Here is a 16,588-nt window from a genome sequence, read left to right as displayed (position 1 = left end):
AGGGCCGCTTTTCTCATGCCGTGCCTTGGCATGCCGTGCCTTCTTCTGCCGTGTTTTCCCGTGTCGGAGGGTCGTCGGATGGCCTTTGCGGGACGTCGGCGGAGTTATCCACAGGCGGTTGTCCACAGGGGTGGCAGGTCGGCGCCCGGATGGGCACAGTGGTGGTTATGCGGGGGTGGTGGCGGGACCTCACCGATCTGGTGCTGCCGGCCGAGTGCGGGGGCTGCGGGCAGCCTCGTACGGTGCTCTGCCCTCAGTGCCGTACGGCACTGAGCGGGGTGGCGCCGTGCCGGGTACGGCCTGATCCGGAGCCGCCCGGGCTGCCGGTCGTGCACGCGGCTGCTCGGTATGCGGACGAGGTACGGGCCGTCCTGCTGGCCCACAAGGAGCGCGGGGCGCTGGCGCTCGCGGCGCCGCTCGGGGTGGCGCTGGCCGGAGCCGTGCGGGAGGGGCTCCGGGCGGAGCACGGCCCGCGCGGGGGTGCGGTGCTGCTGGTGCCCGTGCCGTCGGCGCGCGGGGCCGTGCGGGCTCGCGGGCATGACCCGGCGCGGCGGATCGCGCTCGCGGCGGCGGCCGAGCTGCGGCGGGCCGGGACTCCCGCGCGGGTGCTCGCCGTGCTGCGGCAGCGGCGGGCCGTGGCCGATCAGTCGGGGCTCAACTCCCGGCAGCGGCTGGACAATCTGGCGGGCGCTCTGGAGGTCGCGCCGGGTGGCGGCCGGCTGCTGGGCGGCGGTCCGGGCGGTGGTTCGGTCGTACTGGTCGACGACCTGATGACGACCGGTGCCTCATTGGCGGAGGCGGCGCGCGCGGTGCGGGAAGGCGCGGCGGGTGGTGCGGGTGGGGACGGGCGGGAGCGGACAGGAAGGACGGTACGGCTGATTGGTGGTGATGCCGGGGTGACGGCGGTGTGTACGGCGGTTGGACGGGAAGACAGACAACACAGAGGGGAACGGAGTGCGGAAGTGAAGGCGGAGGCGGTGGTGCGGAGGCACGGAGTGCCGGGAATGGCGCGCGGTATCCCCGCAGGTGATGGGCTGTGCGCGGCCGTCGTCGCGGCTTCGCCGGATGCTTTCGAAATAAACCGGAACTGACACCGAACTTGCATCGTTGCAGGTAATGAGAGGGCCAATTCACCTGAACGGAGGTACGCCGCGGTAGAGGGTGACGACATCCGTCCGGGCGAGATATGTTCGGTTGTGAGAGAAAGGCGCAGGCCATCCCTCTCAAAACTGAATGCCGTGCTGCGGGTTTCCGTATTCACCCGGGCCGGCGGGGTGGAGATCTTGCCCATGGGGGAGGAGGAGGTGGAAGTCACCGAGTCCGAGGTTCCGGGGTTCGCCGGAGCCTGGTGCAAAAGGGAGATGCTCCGCCGTTGGAGCGGAGCGATCCGGGAACGGAGTTCTGCGTGGACATCGTCGTCAAGGGCCGCAAGACCGAGGTGCCCGAGCGGTTCCGCAAGCACGTGGCCGAGAAGCTGAAGCTGGAGAAGATCCAGAAGCTCGATGGCAAGGTGATCAGCCTCGACGTCGAGGTGTCCAAGGAGCCCAACCCCCGACAGGCCGACCGCTCCGACCGAGTGGAGATCACGCTCCGCTCCCGCGGTCCGGTGATCAGGGCGGAGGCGGCGGCCAGCGACCCGTACGCGGCACTGGATCTGGCGGCGGAGAAGCTGGACGCGCGGCTGCGCAAGCAGCATGACAAGCGTTACTCGCGCCGAGGTGCGCGACGGCTCACGGCAGCCGAGGTCCCCGACCATGTCCCGGGCGCGGCGACGCTCAACGGGAACGGCCACGCCTTCCAGGAGGAAGAGTCGGACGGCGTTCCCACCAAGAAGATCGGCTCGCTGGAAGTGAAGGGCGAGGGTCCCCTCGTCGTACGCGAGAAGACGCACGTCGCCTCCCCGATGTCCCTCGACCAGGCTCTCTACGAGATGGAGCTGGTCGGGCACGACTTCTATCTGTTCATCGACTCGGAGACCAAGGAACCGAGTGTCGTCTACCGACGGCACGCTTACGACTACGGCGTCATCCACCTCAACACGGACCCGATGGTCGCGGAGGCGGACGCCCAGGCGGCCGGTGGCACGCTGGGCGGCTGAGCCACCCGGCTGACGACGAGCGGGTGCCCCTGGAGCGCGTGTGCGCCCCCAGGGGCACCGGTGTGCGACCACTTCGCGCCCCGCTCTGTCACCGCGGTGTCGTCCGGGCATGAAATCATGGCCGCACCGGCCCAACCGGTGGGCCGCTGCCTTGGGTTGGCGATGGCACCTGACCAGCCACAGCCTTCAGGGGGAGGAACGATGGCGGACACCTTCGGACCGATGCAGGACGAGGATGCCGACGGCGGTGTCGTCGGCATGCGCCCGGACCCGGGCTCCTCACGCAAGGAGCCGATCAGAGTCCTCGTCGTGGACGACCACGCCCTCTTCCGCCGTGGACTGGAGATCGTGCTCGCCGCCGAGGAGGACATCCAGGTCGTCGGGGAGGCGGGGGACGGCGCCGAGGCCGTCGACAAGGCCGCCGATCTGCTGCCCGACATCGTGCTGATGGATGTGCGGATGCCGAAGCGGGGCGGGATCGAGGCCTGCACCTCCATCAAGGAGGTGGCACCCAGCGCGAAGATCATCATGCTGACGATCAGCGACGAGGAGGCCGACCTCTATGAGGCGATCAAGGCGGGGGCGACCGGCTATCTCCTGAAGGAGATCTCCACGGACGAGGTGGCCACCGCCATTCGCGCGGTGGCGGACGGGCAGTCGCAGATCAGCCCGTCCATGGCGTCCAAGCTGCTCACCGAGTTCAAGTCGATGATCCAGCGGACGGACGAGCGGCGGCTGGTCCCGGCGCCGCGGCTGACCGACCGTGAGCTGGAGGTGCTCAAGCTGGTCGCCACGGGCATGAACAACCGCGATATCGCGAAGGAGTTGTTCATCTCCGAGAACACCGTGAAGAACCATGTGCGCAACATCCTTGAGAAGCTTCAGCTGCACTCCAGGATGGAGGCCGTGGTGTACGCGATGCGGGAGAAGATCCTGGAGATCCGGTAGCGGATTCCAGGACGGGCCTCGGCCGCTCTCAGGCCAGCAGGCCGGTGAGTGCCTGCGCGAGGGGCTCGCGCAGCTCCGGGGCCTCGACGCGTTCCACGCGTACGTTCGTGCAGTCCACCCAGCTCGCCGCCTCCACCAGGGCCTGGGCGACCCCCGGAACCGCCTTCCGGCTGTCCAGGGTGACCTGCTTGGCCACCAGGGTGCGGCCTTCGCGGGCCGGGTCCACTCGGCCGATGAGACGGCCGCCGGACAGGACCGGCATCGCGAAGTAGCCGTGGACGCGCTTCTGGCGGGGGACGTAGGCCTCCAGGCGGTGGGTGAAGCCGAAGATCCGCTCTGTGCGCGCCCGTTCCCAGATCAGGGAGTCGAACGGGGACAGAAGCGTGGTGCGGTGGCGGCCGCGCGGGGTGGTCTCCAGGGCTGCCGGGTCGGCCCAGGCGGGTTTGCCCCAGCCCTCCACCGTGACCGGGACCAGGCCGGAGTCCGCGATGACCGCGTCGACCTGCTCGGCCTTGAGGCGGTGGTAGTCGGCGATGTCCGCGCGGGTGCCGACGCCGAGGGACTGCCCCGCGAGGCCGACCAGACGACGGAGGCACTCGGTGTCGTCCAGCTCGTCGTGGAGCAGGTCGGCCGGGATGGCGCGCTCCGCCAGGTCGTACACCCGCTTCCAGCCCCGGCGCTCGACGCAGACGACCTCGCCGTACATCAGGGCGCGCTCCACGGCGACCTTGGAGCCGGACCAGTCCCACCAGTCGCTGGTCTTCTTCGCGCCGCCCAATTCCGTGGCGGTGAGCGGGCCTTCGGTGGTGAGCTGCTTGATCACCTGGTCGTAGGCGCCGTCCGGGAGATCGTGGCCCCAGTGCGGGCGGTTGCGGTAGGCGCGGCGGCGGAAGGCGAAGTGGGGCCACTCCTCGACCGGGAGGATGCAGGCCGCGTGGGACCAGTACTCGAAGGCGTGAGGTCGTGCCGAAGGCGTGCCAAGGGATGGCGTCTTCCAGTATGAGTTCTCGACCGTGCTGCGGCCCACCGCGCCCAGGCGGGCGTACGGGATGAGCTCATGGGAGCGGGCCAGGACCGAGATGGTGTCCAGCTGGACCGCGCCGAGGTGACGCAGGACGCCGCGGACGCCGGATCTGCGGTTGGGCGTGCCGAGGAGGCCCTGGGCGCGGAGGGCGATGCGGCGGGCCTCGTCTGCCGAGAGATCGGTGCTGGGGCGCGGGGTCGTCATGGCTCGCACGATAGGCGGTGGCACTGACAGTGGGGGGGTGAGCTGGGGGTTTGTGAGGGTGGGCGCGCGGGTCTACGGCTGTTGCGGCTGCGCCGGCAAGTACGGCGCCGTCGACGGCAGGCCCAGGTCCGACGGGAGGAGGGAGGCCACCCAGCAGTCTCTGCGTACGCCCTTGTTGTTGAGGGCGGAGCGTTGGGTGCCCTCCATGGTGAAGCCGGCGCGTTCCGCGACCGCGCGGGAGGCGTGGTTGCCCACCTCGGCGCGCCATTCGACGCGGTCGATGGAGGCCTCGGTGAAGGACCAGCGGACGGCGGTGAGAACCGCCTCGGTGGTGTAGCCCTTGCCGCGGTGTTCCTTCGCCGTCCAGAAGCCGACCTCCGCGACGCCCAGGGCGCGCATCGTGAGGCCGAGCATGCCCACCAGGTCCTCCCCTTCGGGGAGGAAGACGCCGAACGTGAACATCGTGCCGTCCGCCCAGCCGTCGGGGACGAGTTGCTCGGTGAAGCTGCTGGCGTGTTCGGGGAGGTAGGGCGAGGGGATCGTGGTCCAGCGCAGGATGTCGGGGTCCTGGACGGCGCGGAACACGGCATCGGTGTCGTGCGGGCCGACCGTGCGCAGCAGGAGGCGGTCGGTGGTCAGCGTCACGGGGTCCATCGGCCGATTCTGCTCGGAGGCGCCCGAACGTGCCAGGTATTTGCCGTGCGTGAGCGGGCGATCACAATTCGCGCAATTCGTCGGTGCCGTGCGGCACCATCCGCGGCGCCCGTCCGTTGTGCCTTTCGAAGAGATGTGAAGCAGCGGACGGTCGCGGTATCGGCAGGCCTCCCGGCGTGGCGGGGTCCTCGCATACGATGGCCGTTGCTCAGTCAAGTCAAATGGAAACCGACCGTCCCAGGCCCGACCGGCAAGGAGACCAACCCCCGTGTCCGTCCTCTCGAAGATCATGCGTGCAGGCGAAGGCAAGATCCTGCGCAAGCTGCACCGCATCGCGGACCAGGTCAACTCCATCGAAGAGGACTTCGTCGACCTCTCCGACGCCGAGCTGCGGGCTCTCACCGATGAGTACAAGCAGCGCTACGCCGATGGTGAGACCCTGGACGACCTGCTCCCCGAGGCGTTCGCGACGGTCCGTGAGGCCGCCAAGCGCGCACTCGGCCAACGCCACTACGACGTGCAGATCATGGGTGGCGCCGCCCTCCACCTCGGCTATGTCGCCGAGATGAAGACCGGTGAGGGCAAGACCCTCGTCGGCACCCTGCCCGCGTACCTGAACGCGCTGTCCGGCAAAGGCGTTCACCTGATCACGGTGAACGACTACCTGGCCGAGCGCGACTCCGAGATGATGGGTCGCGTCCACAAGTTCCTGGGCCTGAACGTCGGCTGCATCCTCGCCAACATGACGCCCGCCCAGCGCCGCGAGCAGTACGCGTGCGACATCACGTATGGCACGAACAACGAGTTCGGCTTCGACTACCTGCGCGACAACATGGCGTGGTCCAAGGACGAGCTCGTCCAGCGCGGCCACAACTTCGCCATCGTCGACGAGGTCGACTCCATCCTGGTCGACGAGGCCCGTACGCCGCTGATCATCTCCGGTCCGGCCGACCAGGCCACCAAGTGGTACGGCGACTTCGCCAAGCTGGTCACCCGTCTGAAGCGGGGCGAGGCCGGCAACCAGCTCAAGGGCATCGAGGAGACCGGCGACTACGAGGTCGACGAGAAGAAGCGCACGGTCGCCATCCACGAGTCCGGCGTCTCCAAGGTCGAGGACTGGCTCGGCATCGACAACCTCTATGAGTCGGTGAACACGCCGCTGGTGGGCTACCTGAACAACGCCATCAAGGCCAAGGAGCTCTTCAAGAAGGACAAGGACTACGTCGTCATGGACGGCGAAGTCATGATCGTCGACGAGCACACCGGCCGTATCCTCGCCGGCCGCCGCTACAACGAGGGCATGCACCAGGCGATCGAGGCGAAGGAAGGGGTGGACATCAAGGACGAGAACCAGACGCTCGCCACGATCACCCTTCAGAACTTCTTCCGCCTCTACAAGCGCCGCGACCACGACGACAAGGAACAGCCCGGTCTGTCCGGCATGACCGGTACGGCGATGACCGAGGCCGCCGAGTTCCACCAGATCTACAAGCTCGGTGTGGTCCCGATCCCGACGAACCGGCCGATGATCCGCAAGGACCAGTCGGACCTGATCTACCGCACCGAGGTAGCCAAGTTCGAGGCGGTCGTCGACGACATCGTCGAGAAGCACGAGAAGGGCCAGCCGATCCTCGTCGGCACGACGTCGGTCGAGAAGTCCGAGTACCTCTCGCAGCAGTTGAGCAAGCGCGGTGTCCAGCACGAGGTGCTGAACGCCAAGCAGCACGACCGTGAGGCGACCATCGTCGCGCAGGCGGGCCGCAAGGGCGCCGTGACCGTGGCCACCAACATGGCCGGCCGTGGTACGGACATCAAGCTCGGCGGCAACCCCGAGGACCTCGCCGAGGCGGAGCTGCGCCAGCGCGGCCTCGACCCCGAGGAGCACATCGAGGAGTGGGCCCACGCGCTGCCGGCCGCCCTGGAGCGCGCCGAGCACGCGGTCAAGGCCGAGAAGGACGAGGTCGAGGACCTCGGCGGCCTGTACGTGCTGGGCACCGAGCGGCACGAGTCGCGTCGTATCGACAACCAGTTGCGCGGTCGTTCCGGCCGACAGGGTGACCCGGGCGAGTCCCGCTTCTACCTGTCCCTGGGTGACGACCTGATGCGGCTGTTCAAGGCGCAGATGGTCGAGCGCGTGATGTCGATGGCGAACGTCCCGGACGACGTGCCGATCGAGAACAAGATGGTCACCCGCGCGATCGCGTCCGCGCAGTCGCAGGTCGAGCAGCAGAACTTCGAGACGCGTAAGAACGTCCTGAAGTACGACGAGGTCCTCAACCGCCAGCGTGAGGTCATCTACGGTGAGCGCCGCCGCGTCCTGGAGGGCGAGGATCTGCACGAGCAGGTCCAGCACTTCATGAACGACACGATCGACGCGTACATCACCGCGGAGACCGCCGAGGGCTTCGCCGAGGAGTGGGACCTGGACCGGCTGTGGGGCGCCTTCAAGCAGCTCTACCCGGTGGAGGTCAACATCGATGAGCTGGAGGACACGGCAGGGGACCGCGCCGGTCTGACCGCCGAGTTCATCGCCGAGTCCATCAAGGACGACATCCACGCCCAGTACGAGGCGCGGGAGACGCAGCTCGGCTCCGAGATCATGCGTGAGCTGGAGCGCCGGGTCGTGCTGTCGGTCCTGGACCGCAAGTGGCGTGAGCACCTCTACGAGATGGACTACCTCCAGGAGGGCATCGGCCTGCGCGCGATGGCGCAGAAGGACCCGCTGGTCGAGTACCAGCGCGAGGGCTTCGACATGTTCACCGCGATGATGGAGGGCATCAAGGAGGAGTCCGTCGGCTACCTGTTCAACCTGGAGGTCCAGGTCGAGCAGCAGGTCGAGGAGGTCCCGGTCGAGGACGCCAAGCCGACGCTGGAGAAGGGCGCGCAGGACGCGGTTCCCGCGCAGGCGGGCTCGCGTCCGGAGATCCGCGCGAAGGGCCTCGACGCTCCGCAGCGGCGGAACCTGCACCTCTCCGCGCCGACCGTGGACGGCGCGGGCGGCACCATCGAGAGCGACTGGTCCGACGACGACGAGCCGGTGCGCTCGGAGGCGGACGGCCTCACCCGCGCGGAGCGGCGCAAGCAGGCGCGCGGCGGACGGCGTCGTAAGAAGTAGTCAGCGGAAGCGGTGTCGCGGCGCCTGAGAGGGCGTGGCGGCGGCTGGGAGGGCCGGGTACCCGTGTGGGTGCCCGGCCCTTCGGCATGAGGCCACGAGGCCATGAGGCCGCCGTACGGCGGCCTCAGTCGTCGTTCGCGCGGGGGCGGGCGGGGCCGCCCAGTTCCACCGCGGTGCAGCGCCAGCGAAGGTCCGCGCCTTGTTCCAGGCGGAAGGCCATGGCCCGCAGGCGGTCGCCGGCGCCGATGCGGGCGAAGACCTCGATGGCGCCGGGGGAGGGGACGTAGTAGCCGATGTCCCGGACGACCGGGCGGGTGTTGTGGTGGGCGCGCAGGGGGCCGCGTTCGGCGAGCCAGGCCAGGTCGTCGTAGGCGCGGCCCGCGGTGTGCCGGAGCATGTAGTGGACCGGGCGCTGGCCGCTGAGGACGGCGAGGAGCCGGTCGGCGAAGACGTCGGTGGGGCGGGGCTGGGGGACGGCCGGTGGGACCGGGCGGCGGGGGGTCTGGGGCGGGACCAACGGGGCTTCGAGGGTCGCTGCGCGCCGGGTGGCGGCTTCGGGGTCGGCGGCGTAAGCGGGGCCGGCGGAACAGGCAGGGCCGGAGGCGTGGGCGGGGCCGCCGGCTGTCGGTGGGCGGTTGTCGCGGGGGCGGCCCCCGCTCGGGGCGCGCGGCGGGATGCCGCCCGGGCGGCGGGTGTCGCGGCGGCCGGGCGGGCGGGCGCCGGGGTGGGTCTTCGCGGTCTTCGCCCTCGTCATGACCTTGTTCATGGGTGCCCCGTGGGTCGGCCCGGGATATACCGGGCAGTAACTTTGTGGTTGGGGATCTTGTACGGGGTGCGGGCGGCCGCATCAAGCACGGGCGGGGCCGGGTCGCAGGGGCCGGAATCTTCACCTATCCGGATGACTTCGGGGGTGCTCCGGCCCGGAAGTCCGGGGGTGTACCGGGTGAGTTTCCGGACGGGAGTGGACGGCCGTACGGGGTCGGGCGGGCGCTCGAAAGGGGACGGCGCACGTATCCTGAAGGCCCTTCGGGAGGTGCGGGTCACCCCCCTCCCGGGGCTGTTGCGGAGCCCCGACCACGAAAGCGGCCAGCCATGCGCGTCTACGTCCCCCTGACCCTTCCCGGTCTCGCCGAGGCGTACAGGACGGGTGAACTGGGGGCCGGGCCGCTCCTCGCCTACGCCGTCACGCCCGCACTGCGGGAGTGGTACCTCTCCGACGACATCGAGGAGCTGGAGTACGCCGCGCTCAACCGGGCCGCGCTGGCCTCGCTGCGGCTGCTGGCGGCGGATGCCGGGGCGGCGCGGCGGCGGGTCGTGGTGGCCGTCGACGTGGCCGACGGGGCCGCGACGGTCGATCCCGACCGGGGACCGGAACCGGCGGCGCTCGGTGAGGTGCGGGTCGCCGCGGCCGTACCGCTGCGCAAGGTGGCCTCGGTGCATGTCGACGGCGGGGACGCGGAGGCGGACATGACCGCGGCCGCTGAGGCGCTGGCGGCGGCGGACGGCGGGGACGACGACGCGCAGTTCGTCGTGGACGGGGCCGAGGACCATGAGCTGCTGTGGTTCGCGACGCAGGAGATCCCGAATCTGGTGGGGCTCGGCGAGTGAGCCGAGCCTGGCCGGGGTGAGTGCGCCGCTTGCCGGTTCGCCGCCTTGACCTGCCGTTCTCTTGATTGTCAGTGCGGGCGGGTACGGTTTTTGGCATGGGGAAGCGAGCAGGGGCGCACATCGTCTGGGACTGGAACGGGACGCTGTTCCACGACAACGACGCGATCATCGGGGCCACGAACGCGGCGTTCGGCGAGCTGGGTCTTGAGCCGATCACGATGGAGCAGTACCGGGCGCTGTACTGCGTGCCCGTGCCGAAGTTCTACGAGCGGCTGCTGGGGCGGCTGCCCACCGATGCCGAGTGGGAGGTCATGGACGGCACCTTCCACCGGTACTACGCCGAGCACCGGGTGCGGTGCGGGCTGACCGCGGGGGCGACCGAGCTGCTCGCGGGCTGGGGGGCGGCCGGGCGGAGCCAGTCCATCCTCAGCATGTACACGCATGACGACCTGGTGCCGTTGGTGCGGGGGTTCGGGATCGAGGCCCACTTCATACGCGTGGACGGGCGGACCGGGCCCTCCGGCGGGAGCAAGGCCGAGCACATGGTGCGGCATCTCGGGGCGCTGGGCGGGATCGATCCGGCGCAGACCGTGGTGATCGGGGACGCGGCCGATGACGCGGTGGCGGCGTTGCACGTGGGGGCGCGGGCGGTGCTCTACACCGGGGGGTCGCACAGCCGGGCCAGCCTGGAGGGGGCCGGGGTGCCGGTGGTGGACTCCCTGGGCGAGGCGGTCGCGGAGGCGGAGCGGTTGGCGGCGTAGGCGGTTTGCGGGGGCCTCTTGGCCACGCCGCCATGCCGCTTCGGCTACGCCGCCAGGTCGCCTCGGCCACGCCGCCAGGTCGCTCACAGCCTCGTCTCCTACGTCACCGGGGCCTTCGCGCGGAGGACCGTCAGGAACTCGCGCATCCATGCGCTGTGGTCGGGCCAGGCGCGGGAGGAGACGAGGGTGCCGTCGACCACCACCTCCGCGTCATGGAAGGTGGCGCCCGCCTGCTGCATGTCCAGTTCCAGGGCGGGATACGCCGTGACGCGGCGGCCCCGCAGTGCGTCGACCGCGGCCGTGAGCAGGGGGCCGTGGCAGATCTGGGCGATGGGTTTGTCGGCGTCGATGAAGGACTTCAGGATCTTGCGGAGCTCGGGGTCGTTGCGGAGGTACTCCGGGGCCCGGCCGCCGGGGATCACCACAGCGGCGTAGTCGCCGGGATCGACCTCGGCGAAGGCCAGGTCGGCGGGCCAGGTGTAGCCGGGCTTCTCGGTGTACGTGTCGAAGCCGGGCTCGAAGTCGTGGACCACGAACTGGAGCTTCTTGCGGGTGGGGGCGGCGACATGGACGTCGTAGCCCTCCTCGCGGAGGCGTTGGTAGGGGTACAGGACCTCCAGGGACTCCGCCGCGTCGCCGGTGAGGATGAGGATTTTGGCTGTCATGTCTGGCAACGTGCCTCGGTTGCCCGGGCTTGCCAAGGGGGCGTACGCCGAGTGGGTCTCGTCCGCCGCCGCTCGGACGGACCCGGCCGGGTCGGCCCGCTGTGCGCGCTTACTGTGCAGAACGTCAAACTTCGAGCCCTGGTTTTGTACACATACGGCTCATGACGGCCCCCCGGTAATCAGCGATAGCCTTGTGGCGTGATCAGCGCGATAGCTCGCGGGGGCGTTGTTGCCCCTGCCCTGCGCCCGGTGAGCACGGAGGACATCCGTGGCCGGGCGGTGGTCGCTGGTCTTCGCGGGCGGGGTGGGGACGAGAGAGTTCCCACGGCGACGCGCAACCCCTCGGTGACGGCAGTGCGGAGAGCAGTGTCACACCCGTCGGGCGCGGCGAAATTGGCTGATATCCCCCCGCTCATCTCACCTCGCGGCATAGCGTCGAAGCAGACCGGACACCCCGCGTCGCGACGTTACGCCGGAGGGGACGAGACCGTACTTCCTTCTACGTCACGCAACGGCGCGCGACAGGAGCCAGAGGACAATGCAGACCAAGCTGGACGAAGCCAAGGCCGAGCTGCTCGAACGGGCCGCCCGGGTAGCTGAGAACAGCCCGGTCGGGGGGCACCTACCGACTGGGAACACGGGCGAGGCAACCCCGGACCGGGACACCGTGCTCTCGTTCCTCCAGCGTTACTACCTGCACACCGCCCCGGAGGACCTCACCGACCGCGACCCGGTCGATGTCTTCGGAGCCGCCTTCTCGCACTACCGGCTGGCCGAGGCCCGACCGCAGGGCACGGCCAATGTGCGGGTCCATACGCCGACGGTGGAGGAGAACGGCTGGACCTGCAGCCACTCCGTCGTCGAAGTCGTCACCGACGACATGCCCTTCCTGGTCGACTCCGTCACCAATGAGCTGACCCGCCAGGGCCGTGGGATCCACGTCGTCATCCACCCCCAGGTCATCGTCCGCCGCGATGTCACCGGCAAGCTCGTCGAGGTGCTCAGCACGCCTCCGGCCGCCGAGGACCGCCCGCACGACGCGCACACCGAGTCCTGGATCCACGTAGAGATCGACCGCGAGACCGACCGCGCCGACCTCAAGCAGATCACCGCCGATCTGCTGCGGGTCCTGTCCGACGCCCGGGAGGCCGTCGAGGACTGGGAGAAGATGCGGGACGCCGCGATGCGGCTGTCCGAGAACCTGGCCGAGGAGCACGTCCCCGGCGATCTGCCCGGACCGGAGGTCGAGGAGGCCCGCGAGCTGCTCCAGTGGCTGGCCGCCGACCACTTCACCTTCCTCGGCTACCGCGAGTACGAGCTGCGCCAGGACGACTCCCTGGCCGCCGTCCCCGGCACCGGCCTCGGCATCCTGCGCTCCGACCCGCACCACGCCGGGGACGACGCCCACCCCGTCAGCCCCTCCTTCGAGCGGCTGCCCGCCGACGCCCGTGCCAAGGCCCGTGAGCACAAGCTGCTGGTCCTCACCAAGGCCAACAGCCGCGCCACCGTCCACCGGCCCTCGTACCTGGACTACATCGGTGTGAAGAAGTTCGACGCCGAGGGCAATGTCATCGGTGAGCGACGCTTCCTCGGGCTCTTCTCCTCCGCCGCGTACACCGAGTCCGTCCGCCGGGTCCCGGTCATCCGCCGCAAGGTCGACGACGTCCTGAGGCGCGCCGGGTTCTCGCCCAACAGCCACGATGGCCGCGACCTGCTCCAGATCCTGGAGACCTACCCGCGCGACGAGCTCTTCCAGACGCCCGTCGGCGAGCTCCAGTCGATCGTCACCAGTGTTCTCTACCTCCAGGAGCGCAGGCGGCTCCGCCTCTACCTGCGCCAGGACGAGTACGGGCGCTACTACTCCGCCCTCGTCTACCTGCCCCGCGACCGCTACACCACCGGCGTCCGGCTGCGGATCATCGACATCCTGAAGGAGGAGCTCGGCGGCACCAGCGTCGACTTCACCGCCTGGAACACCGAGTCGATCCTGTCCCGGCTGCACTTCGTGGTCCGGGTCCCGCAGGGCACCGAGCTGCCGCAGCTCAGCGACAGCGACAAGGAGCGCATCGAGGCCCGCCTGGTCGAGGCCGCCCGCTCCTGGGCCGACGGCTTCGCCGACGCGCTCAACGCCGAACTCGGCGAGGAGCGCGCCGCCGAACTGCTGCGCCGCTACGGCAACGCCTTCCCCGAGGGCTACAAGGCCGACCACACCCCGCGCTCGGCCGTCTCCGACCTGGTCCACATCGAGCAGCTGACCGAGGACAACAACTTCGCGCTCAGCCTGTACGAGCCGGTCGGCGCCGCCCCCGAGGAGCGCCGGTTCAAGATCTACCGCAAGGGCGCGGCGATCTCCCTGTCCGCCGTCCTGCCGGTGCTCAACCGGCTCGGCGTCGAGGTCATCGACGAGCGGCCCTACGAACTGCGCCGCACGGACCGGGCGACGGCGTGGATCTACGACTTCGGCCTGCGGATGCCGACCGCGCGGAACGGCAGCGGCGACTACGCCGGGGACGACGCCCGTGAGCGCGTCCAGGAGGCCTTCGCCGCCACCTGGACCGGACAGGCCGAGAACGACGGCTTCAACGCCCTGGTGCTCGCCGCGGGCCTGAGCTGGCGGCAGGCGACGGTGCTGCGCGCGTACGCCAAGTACCTGCGCCAGGCCGGGTCGACCTTCAGCCAGGACTACATGGAGGACACCCTCCGCAACAACGTCCACACCACCCGCCTCCTGGTCTCCCTGTTCGAGGCGCGGATGTCGCCGGACCGGCAGAGCGCCGGGCACGAGATCGTGGACGCGCTGCTCGAAGAGGTCGACGCGGCGCTGGACCAGGTCGCGTCCCTCGACGAGGACCGCATCCTGAGGTCCTTCCTCACGGTGATCAAGGCGACCCTGCGGACGAACTTCTTCCAGGAGGCCGCGGGCGGCAAGCCGCACGACTACGTCTCCATGAAGTTCGACCCGCAGGCCATCCCGGACCTGCCCGCGCCGCGTCCGGCGTACGAGATCTGGGTGTACTCGCCTCGGGTCGAGGGTGTGCATCTGCGCTTCGGCAAGGTCGCGCGCGGTGGTCTGCGCTGGTCCGACCGGCGGGAGGACTTCCGGACCGAGATCCTCGGCCTGGTGAAGGCGCAGATGGTGAAGAACACCGTCATCGTGCCCGTCGGCGCCAAGGGCGGCTTCGTCGCCAAGCAGCTCCCGGACCCGTCCGTGGACCGGGACGCCTGGCTGGCCGAGGGCATCGCCAGCTACAAGACGTTCATCTCGGCGCTGCTCGACATCACCGACAACATGGTCGCCGGCGATGTCGTGCCCCCGGCCGACGTGGTCCGGCACGACGAGGACGACACCTACCTCGTCGTCGCCGCCGACAAGGGCACCGCGACCTTCTCGGACATCGCCAACGGGGTCGCCGAGCAGTACAACTTCTGGCTCGGTGACGCCTTCGCCTCCGGCGGCTCGGCCGGTTACGACCACAAGGGCATGGGCATCACCGCCCGCGGCGCCTGGGAGTCCGTCAAGCGGCACTTCCGGGAGCTGGGCGTGGACACCCAGACCGAGGACTTCACGGTCGTCGGCATCGGTGACATGTCCGGTGACGTGTTCGGCAACGGCATGCTGCTCAGCGAGCACATCCGGCTGGTCGCCGCCTTCGACCACCGGCACATCTTCATCGACCCCGAGCCCGACGCGGCCACCGGCTACGCCGAGCGCCGCCGCCTGTTCGAGCTGCCGCGCTCCAGCTGGGCCGACTACAACACCGAGCTGATCTCGGCCGGTGGTGGCGTCTTCCCGCGTACCGCCAAGGCGATCCCGGTCAACGCGCACATCCGCGCGGCGCTCGGCATCGAGGGCAAGGTGTCCAAGATGACGCCGGCCGACCTGATGAAGGCGATCCTCCAGGCGCAGGTCGACCTGCTCTGGAACGGCGGCATCGGTACGTACGTCAAGGCGAGCACCGAGTCGAACGCCGACGTCGGCGACAAGGCCAACGACGCCATCCGCGTCGACGGCGCCGAGCTGCGGGTCCAGGTCGTCGGCGAGGGCGGCAACCTGGGTCTGACCCAGCTCGGCCGGATCGAGTTCGCCCGGCACGGCGGCAAGATCAACACCGATGCCATCGACAACAGCGCGGGCGTGGACACCTCCGACCACGAGGTGAACATCAAGATCCTGCTGAACGCCCTGGTCACCGAGGGCGACATGACCGTCAAGCAGCGCAACAAGCTGCTCGCGGAGATGACCGACGAGGTCGGCCGGCTGGTCCTGCGCAACAACTACGCGCAGAACACGGCCATCGCCAACGCCCTCGCCCAGTCCAAGGACATGCTCCACGCCCAGCAGCGCTACCTGCGCCACCTGGTCCGCGAGGGTCACCTGGACCGGGCCCTGGAGTTCCTGCCCACGGACCGCCAGATCCGTGAGCGGGTCTCCGCCGGACACGGTCTGACCGGCCCGGAGACGGCCGTACTGCTGGCGTACACGAAGATCACGGTCGCCGAGGAGCTGCTGCACACCTCGCTGCCGGACGACCCGTACCTGAGCACCCTGCTGCACGCGTACTTCCCGACGGCGCTGCGCGAGCGGTTCCCGGAGTACCTGGTCAGCCACCCGCTGCGCCGTGAGATCACCACGACCGTGCTGGTCAACGACACGGTCAACACCGGTGGTACGACGTATCTGCACCGGCTGCGCGAGGAGACCGGGGCCTCGCTGGAGGAGATCGTGCGGGCGCAGACCGTGGCGCGGGCGATCTTCCGCTCGTCCGCGGTGTGGGACGCCGTCGAGGCGCTCGACAACCGGGTCGAGGCCGAGGTCCAGACCCGGATCCGGCTGCACTCGCGCCGCCTCGTCGAGCGCGGCACGCGCTGGCTGCTCAACAACCGGCCGCAGCCGCTGGCGCTCGCCGACACCGTCGACTTCTTCGCCGAGCGGGTCGAGCAGGTCTGGTCCCAGCTGCCGAAGCTGCTCAAGGGCGCGGACCTGGAGTGGTACCAGCAGATCTACGACGAGCTGACCGGCGTCGGCGTCCCGGACGAGGTCGCGACCCGGGTGGCCGGGTTCTCCTCGGCCTTCCCGGCGCTCGACATCGTCTCGGTGGCCGACCGCATGGGCAAGGAGCCGCTGGAGGTCGCCGAGGTGTACTACGACCTCGCCGACCGGCTGCGGATCACCCAGCTCATGGACCGCATCATCGAGCTGCCGCGCAACGACCGCTGGCAGTCCATGGCCCGCGCCTCCATCCGCGAGGACCTGTACGCGGCGCACGCGGCGCTGACCTCGGACGTCCTCGCGGTCGGCAACGGCTCCTCCACGCCGGAGCAGCGCTTCAAGGCGTGGGAGGAGAAGAACGCGGCGATCCTCGGCCGGGCGCGCACCACCCTGGAGGAGATCCAGGGCTCGGACGCCTTCGACCTCGCCAACCTGTCGGTGGCGATGCGGACGATGCGCACGCTGCTGCGGACGCATTCGTAGCGGTACGACAGTGAAGGGCGCCCCGGGCCGTGACGGCT

General features: G+C 69.8%; 11 protein-coding genes. 7 read left to right on the top strand and 4 right to left on the bottom strand.

Features of this window, described 5'->3' with window-relative positions; genetic code table 11:
* The first annotated feature begins 167 nt into the window (after positions 1 to 167).
* From STRCI_RS16770 to STRCI_RS16760, 3 genes are all read left to right on the top strand, one after another.
* Positions 168 to 1,091 (top strand): ComF family protein, encoded by a 924-nt coding sequence (locus STRCI_RS16770; RefSeq protein ID WP_269659763.1) that lies wholly within the window; start codon positions 168 to 170, stop codon positions 1,089 to 1,091.
* A gap of 314 nt (positions 1,092 to 1,405) precedes the next feature.
* Positions 1,406 to 2,098, top strand: a complete 693-nt coding sequence (gene hpf / locus STRCI_RS16765; RefSeq protein ID WP_418953344.1) for a ribosome hibernation-promoting factor, HPF/YfiA family — start codon at positions 1,406 to 1,408, stop codon at positions 2,096 to 2,098.
* A gap of 201 nt (positions 2,099 to 2,299) precedes the next feature.
* Entirely contained in the window at positions 2,300 to 3,046 is a 747-nt protein-coding gene (locus STRCI_RS16760; RefSeq protein ID WP_269659761.1) for a response regulator, read from the top strand.
* A gap of 28 nt (positions 3,047 to 3,074) precedes the next feature.
* Here the strand turns inward: STRCI_RS16760 and STRCI_RS16755 are convergent, their stop codons facing one another.
* Together STRCI_RS16755 and STRCI_RS16750 are read right to left on the bottom strand one after the other, a co-directional pair.
* Entirely contained in the window at positions 3,075 to 4,274 is a 1,200-nt protein-coding gene (locus STRCI_RS16755; RefSeq protein WP_269659760.1) for a winged helix-turn-helix domain-containing protein, read from the bottom strand.
* A gap of 72 nt (positions 4,275 to 4,346) precedes the next feature.
* Entirely contained in the window at positions 4,347 to 4,928 is a 582-nt protein-coding gene (locus STRCI_RS16750) for a GNAT family N-acetyltransferase (RefSeq protein ID WP_269659759.1), read from the bottom strand.
* 268 nt (positions 4,929 to 5,196) lie between these two features.
* On the opposite strand from STRCI_RS16750, the gene secA reads away from it, so the two are divergent.
* On the top strand, positions 5,197 to 8,043 hold the full coding sequence (secA, locus tag STRCI_RS16745) for a preprotein translocase subunit SecA (RefSeq protein ID WP_269659758.1): 2,847 nt from the start codon (positions 5,197 to 5,199) through the stop codon (positions 8,041 to 8,043).
* Between the two features lie 124 nt (positions 8,044 to 8,167).
* On the opposite strand, the gene STRCI_RS16740 is transcribed toward secA, so the two are convergent.
* Positions 8,168 to 8,809, bottom strand: a complete 642-nt coding sequence (locus STRCI_RS16740; protein WP_269659757.1) for an Rv3235 family protein — start codon at positions 8,807 to 8,809, stop codon at positions 8,168 to 8,170.
* A 326-nt stretch (positions 8,810 to 9,135) separates the two neighbouring features.
* Between STRCI_RS16740 and STRCI_RS16735 the strand changes: the two genes are divergently transcribed.
* Positions 9,136 to 9,651 (top strand): DUF6912 family protein, encoded by a 516-nt coding sequence (locus tag STRCI_RS16735; protein ID WP_269659756.1) that lies wholly within the window; start codon positions 9,136 to 9,138, stop codon positions 9,649 to 9,651.
* A gap of 95 nt (positions 9,652 to 9,746) precedes the next feature.
* On the top strand, positions 9,747 to 10,412 hold the full coding sequence (locus STRCI_RS16730) for an HAD family hydrolase (RefSeq protein ID WP_269659755.1): 666 nt from the start codon (positions 9,747 to 9,749) through the stop codon (positions 10,410 to 10,412).
* A gap of 98 nt (positions 10,413 to 10,510) precedes the next feature.
* Here the strand turns inward: STRCI_RS16730 and STRCI_RS16725 are convergent, their stop codons facing one another.
* Positions 10,511 to 11,077: a DJ-1/PfpI family protein gene (locus STRCI_RS16725; protein WP_269659754.1), complete on the bottom strand. Its 567-nt coding sequence runs from the start codon at positions 11,075 to 11,077 to the stop codon at positions 10,511 to 10,513.
* A gap of 538 nt (positions 11,078 to 11,615) precedes the next feature.
* Here STRCI_RS16725 and STRCI_RS16720 point away from each other — a divergent pair.
* Positions 11,616 to 16,550 (top strand): NAD-glutamate dehydrogenase, encoded by a 4,935-nt coding sequence (locus tag STRCI_RS16720; protein WP_269659753.1) that lies wholly within the window; start codon positions 11,616 to 11,618, stop codon positions 16,548 to 16,550.
* The last annotated feature ends 38 nt before the right edge of the window (positions 16,551 to 16,588 follow it).

Origin of the sequence: Streptomyces cinnabarinus (genome assembly GCF_027270315.1) — a bacterium.
GTDB classification, from domain to species: Bacteria; Actinomycetota; Actinomycetes; order Streptomycetales; family Streptomycetaceae; genus Streptomyces; species Streptomyces cinnabarinus.
This window is presented reverse-complemented; position numbering and strand designations above follow the sequence as displayed.

Bases quoted from the DNA above. Each gene is read 5' to 3' on its own strand.
- STRCI_RS16770 (WP_269659763.1), top strand. From the start codon at position 168: ATGCGGGGGTGGTGGCGGGACCTCACCGATCTGGTGCTGCCGGCCGAG.
- STRCI_RS16760 (WP_269659761.1), top strand. From the start codon at position 2,300: ATGGCGGACACCTTCGGACCGATGCAGGACGAGGATGCCGACGGCGGT.
- STRCI_RS16755 (WP_269659760.1), bottom strand. From the start codon at position 4,274: ATGACGACCCCGCGCCCCAGCACCGATCTCTCGGCAGACGAGGCCCGC.
- STRCI_RS16750 (WP_269659759.1), bottom strand. From the start codon at position 4,928: ATGGACCCCGTGACGCTGACCACCGACCGCCTCCTGCTGCGCACGGTC.
- STRCI_RS16740 (WP_269659757.1), bottom strand. From the start codon at position 8,809: ATGAACAAGGTCATGACGAGGGCGAAGACCGCGAAGACCCACCCCGGC.
- STRCI_RS16735 (WP_269659756.1), top strand. From the start codon at position 9,136: ATGCGCGTCTACGTCCCCCTGACCCTTCCCGGTCTCGCCGAGGCGTAC.
- STRCI_RS16730 (WP_269659755.1), top strand. From the start codon at position 9,747: ATGGGGAAGCGAGCAGGGGCGCACATCGTCTGGGACTGGAACGGGACG.
- STRCI_RS16725 (WP_269659754.1), bottom strand. From the start codon at position 11,077: ATGACAGCCAAAATCCTCATCCTCACCGGCGACGCGGCGGAGTCCCTG.
- STRCI_RS16720 (WP_269659753.1), top strand. From the start codon at position 11,616: ATGCAGACCAAGCTGGACGAAGCCAAGGCCGAGCTGCTCGAACGGGCC.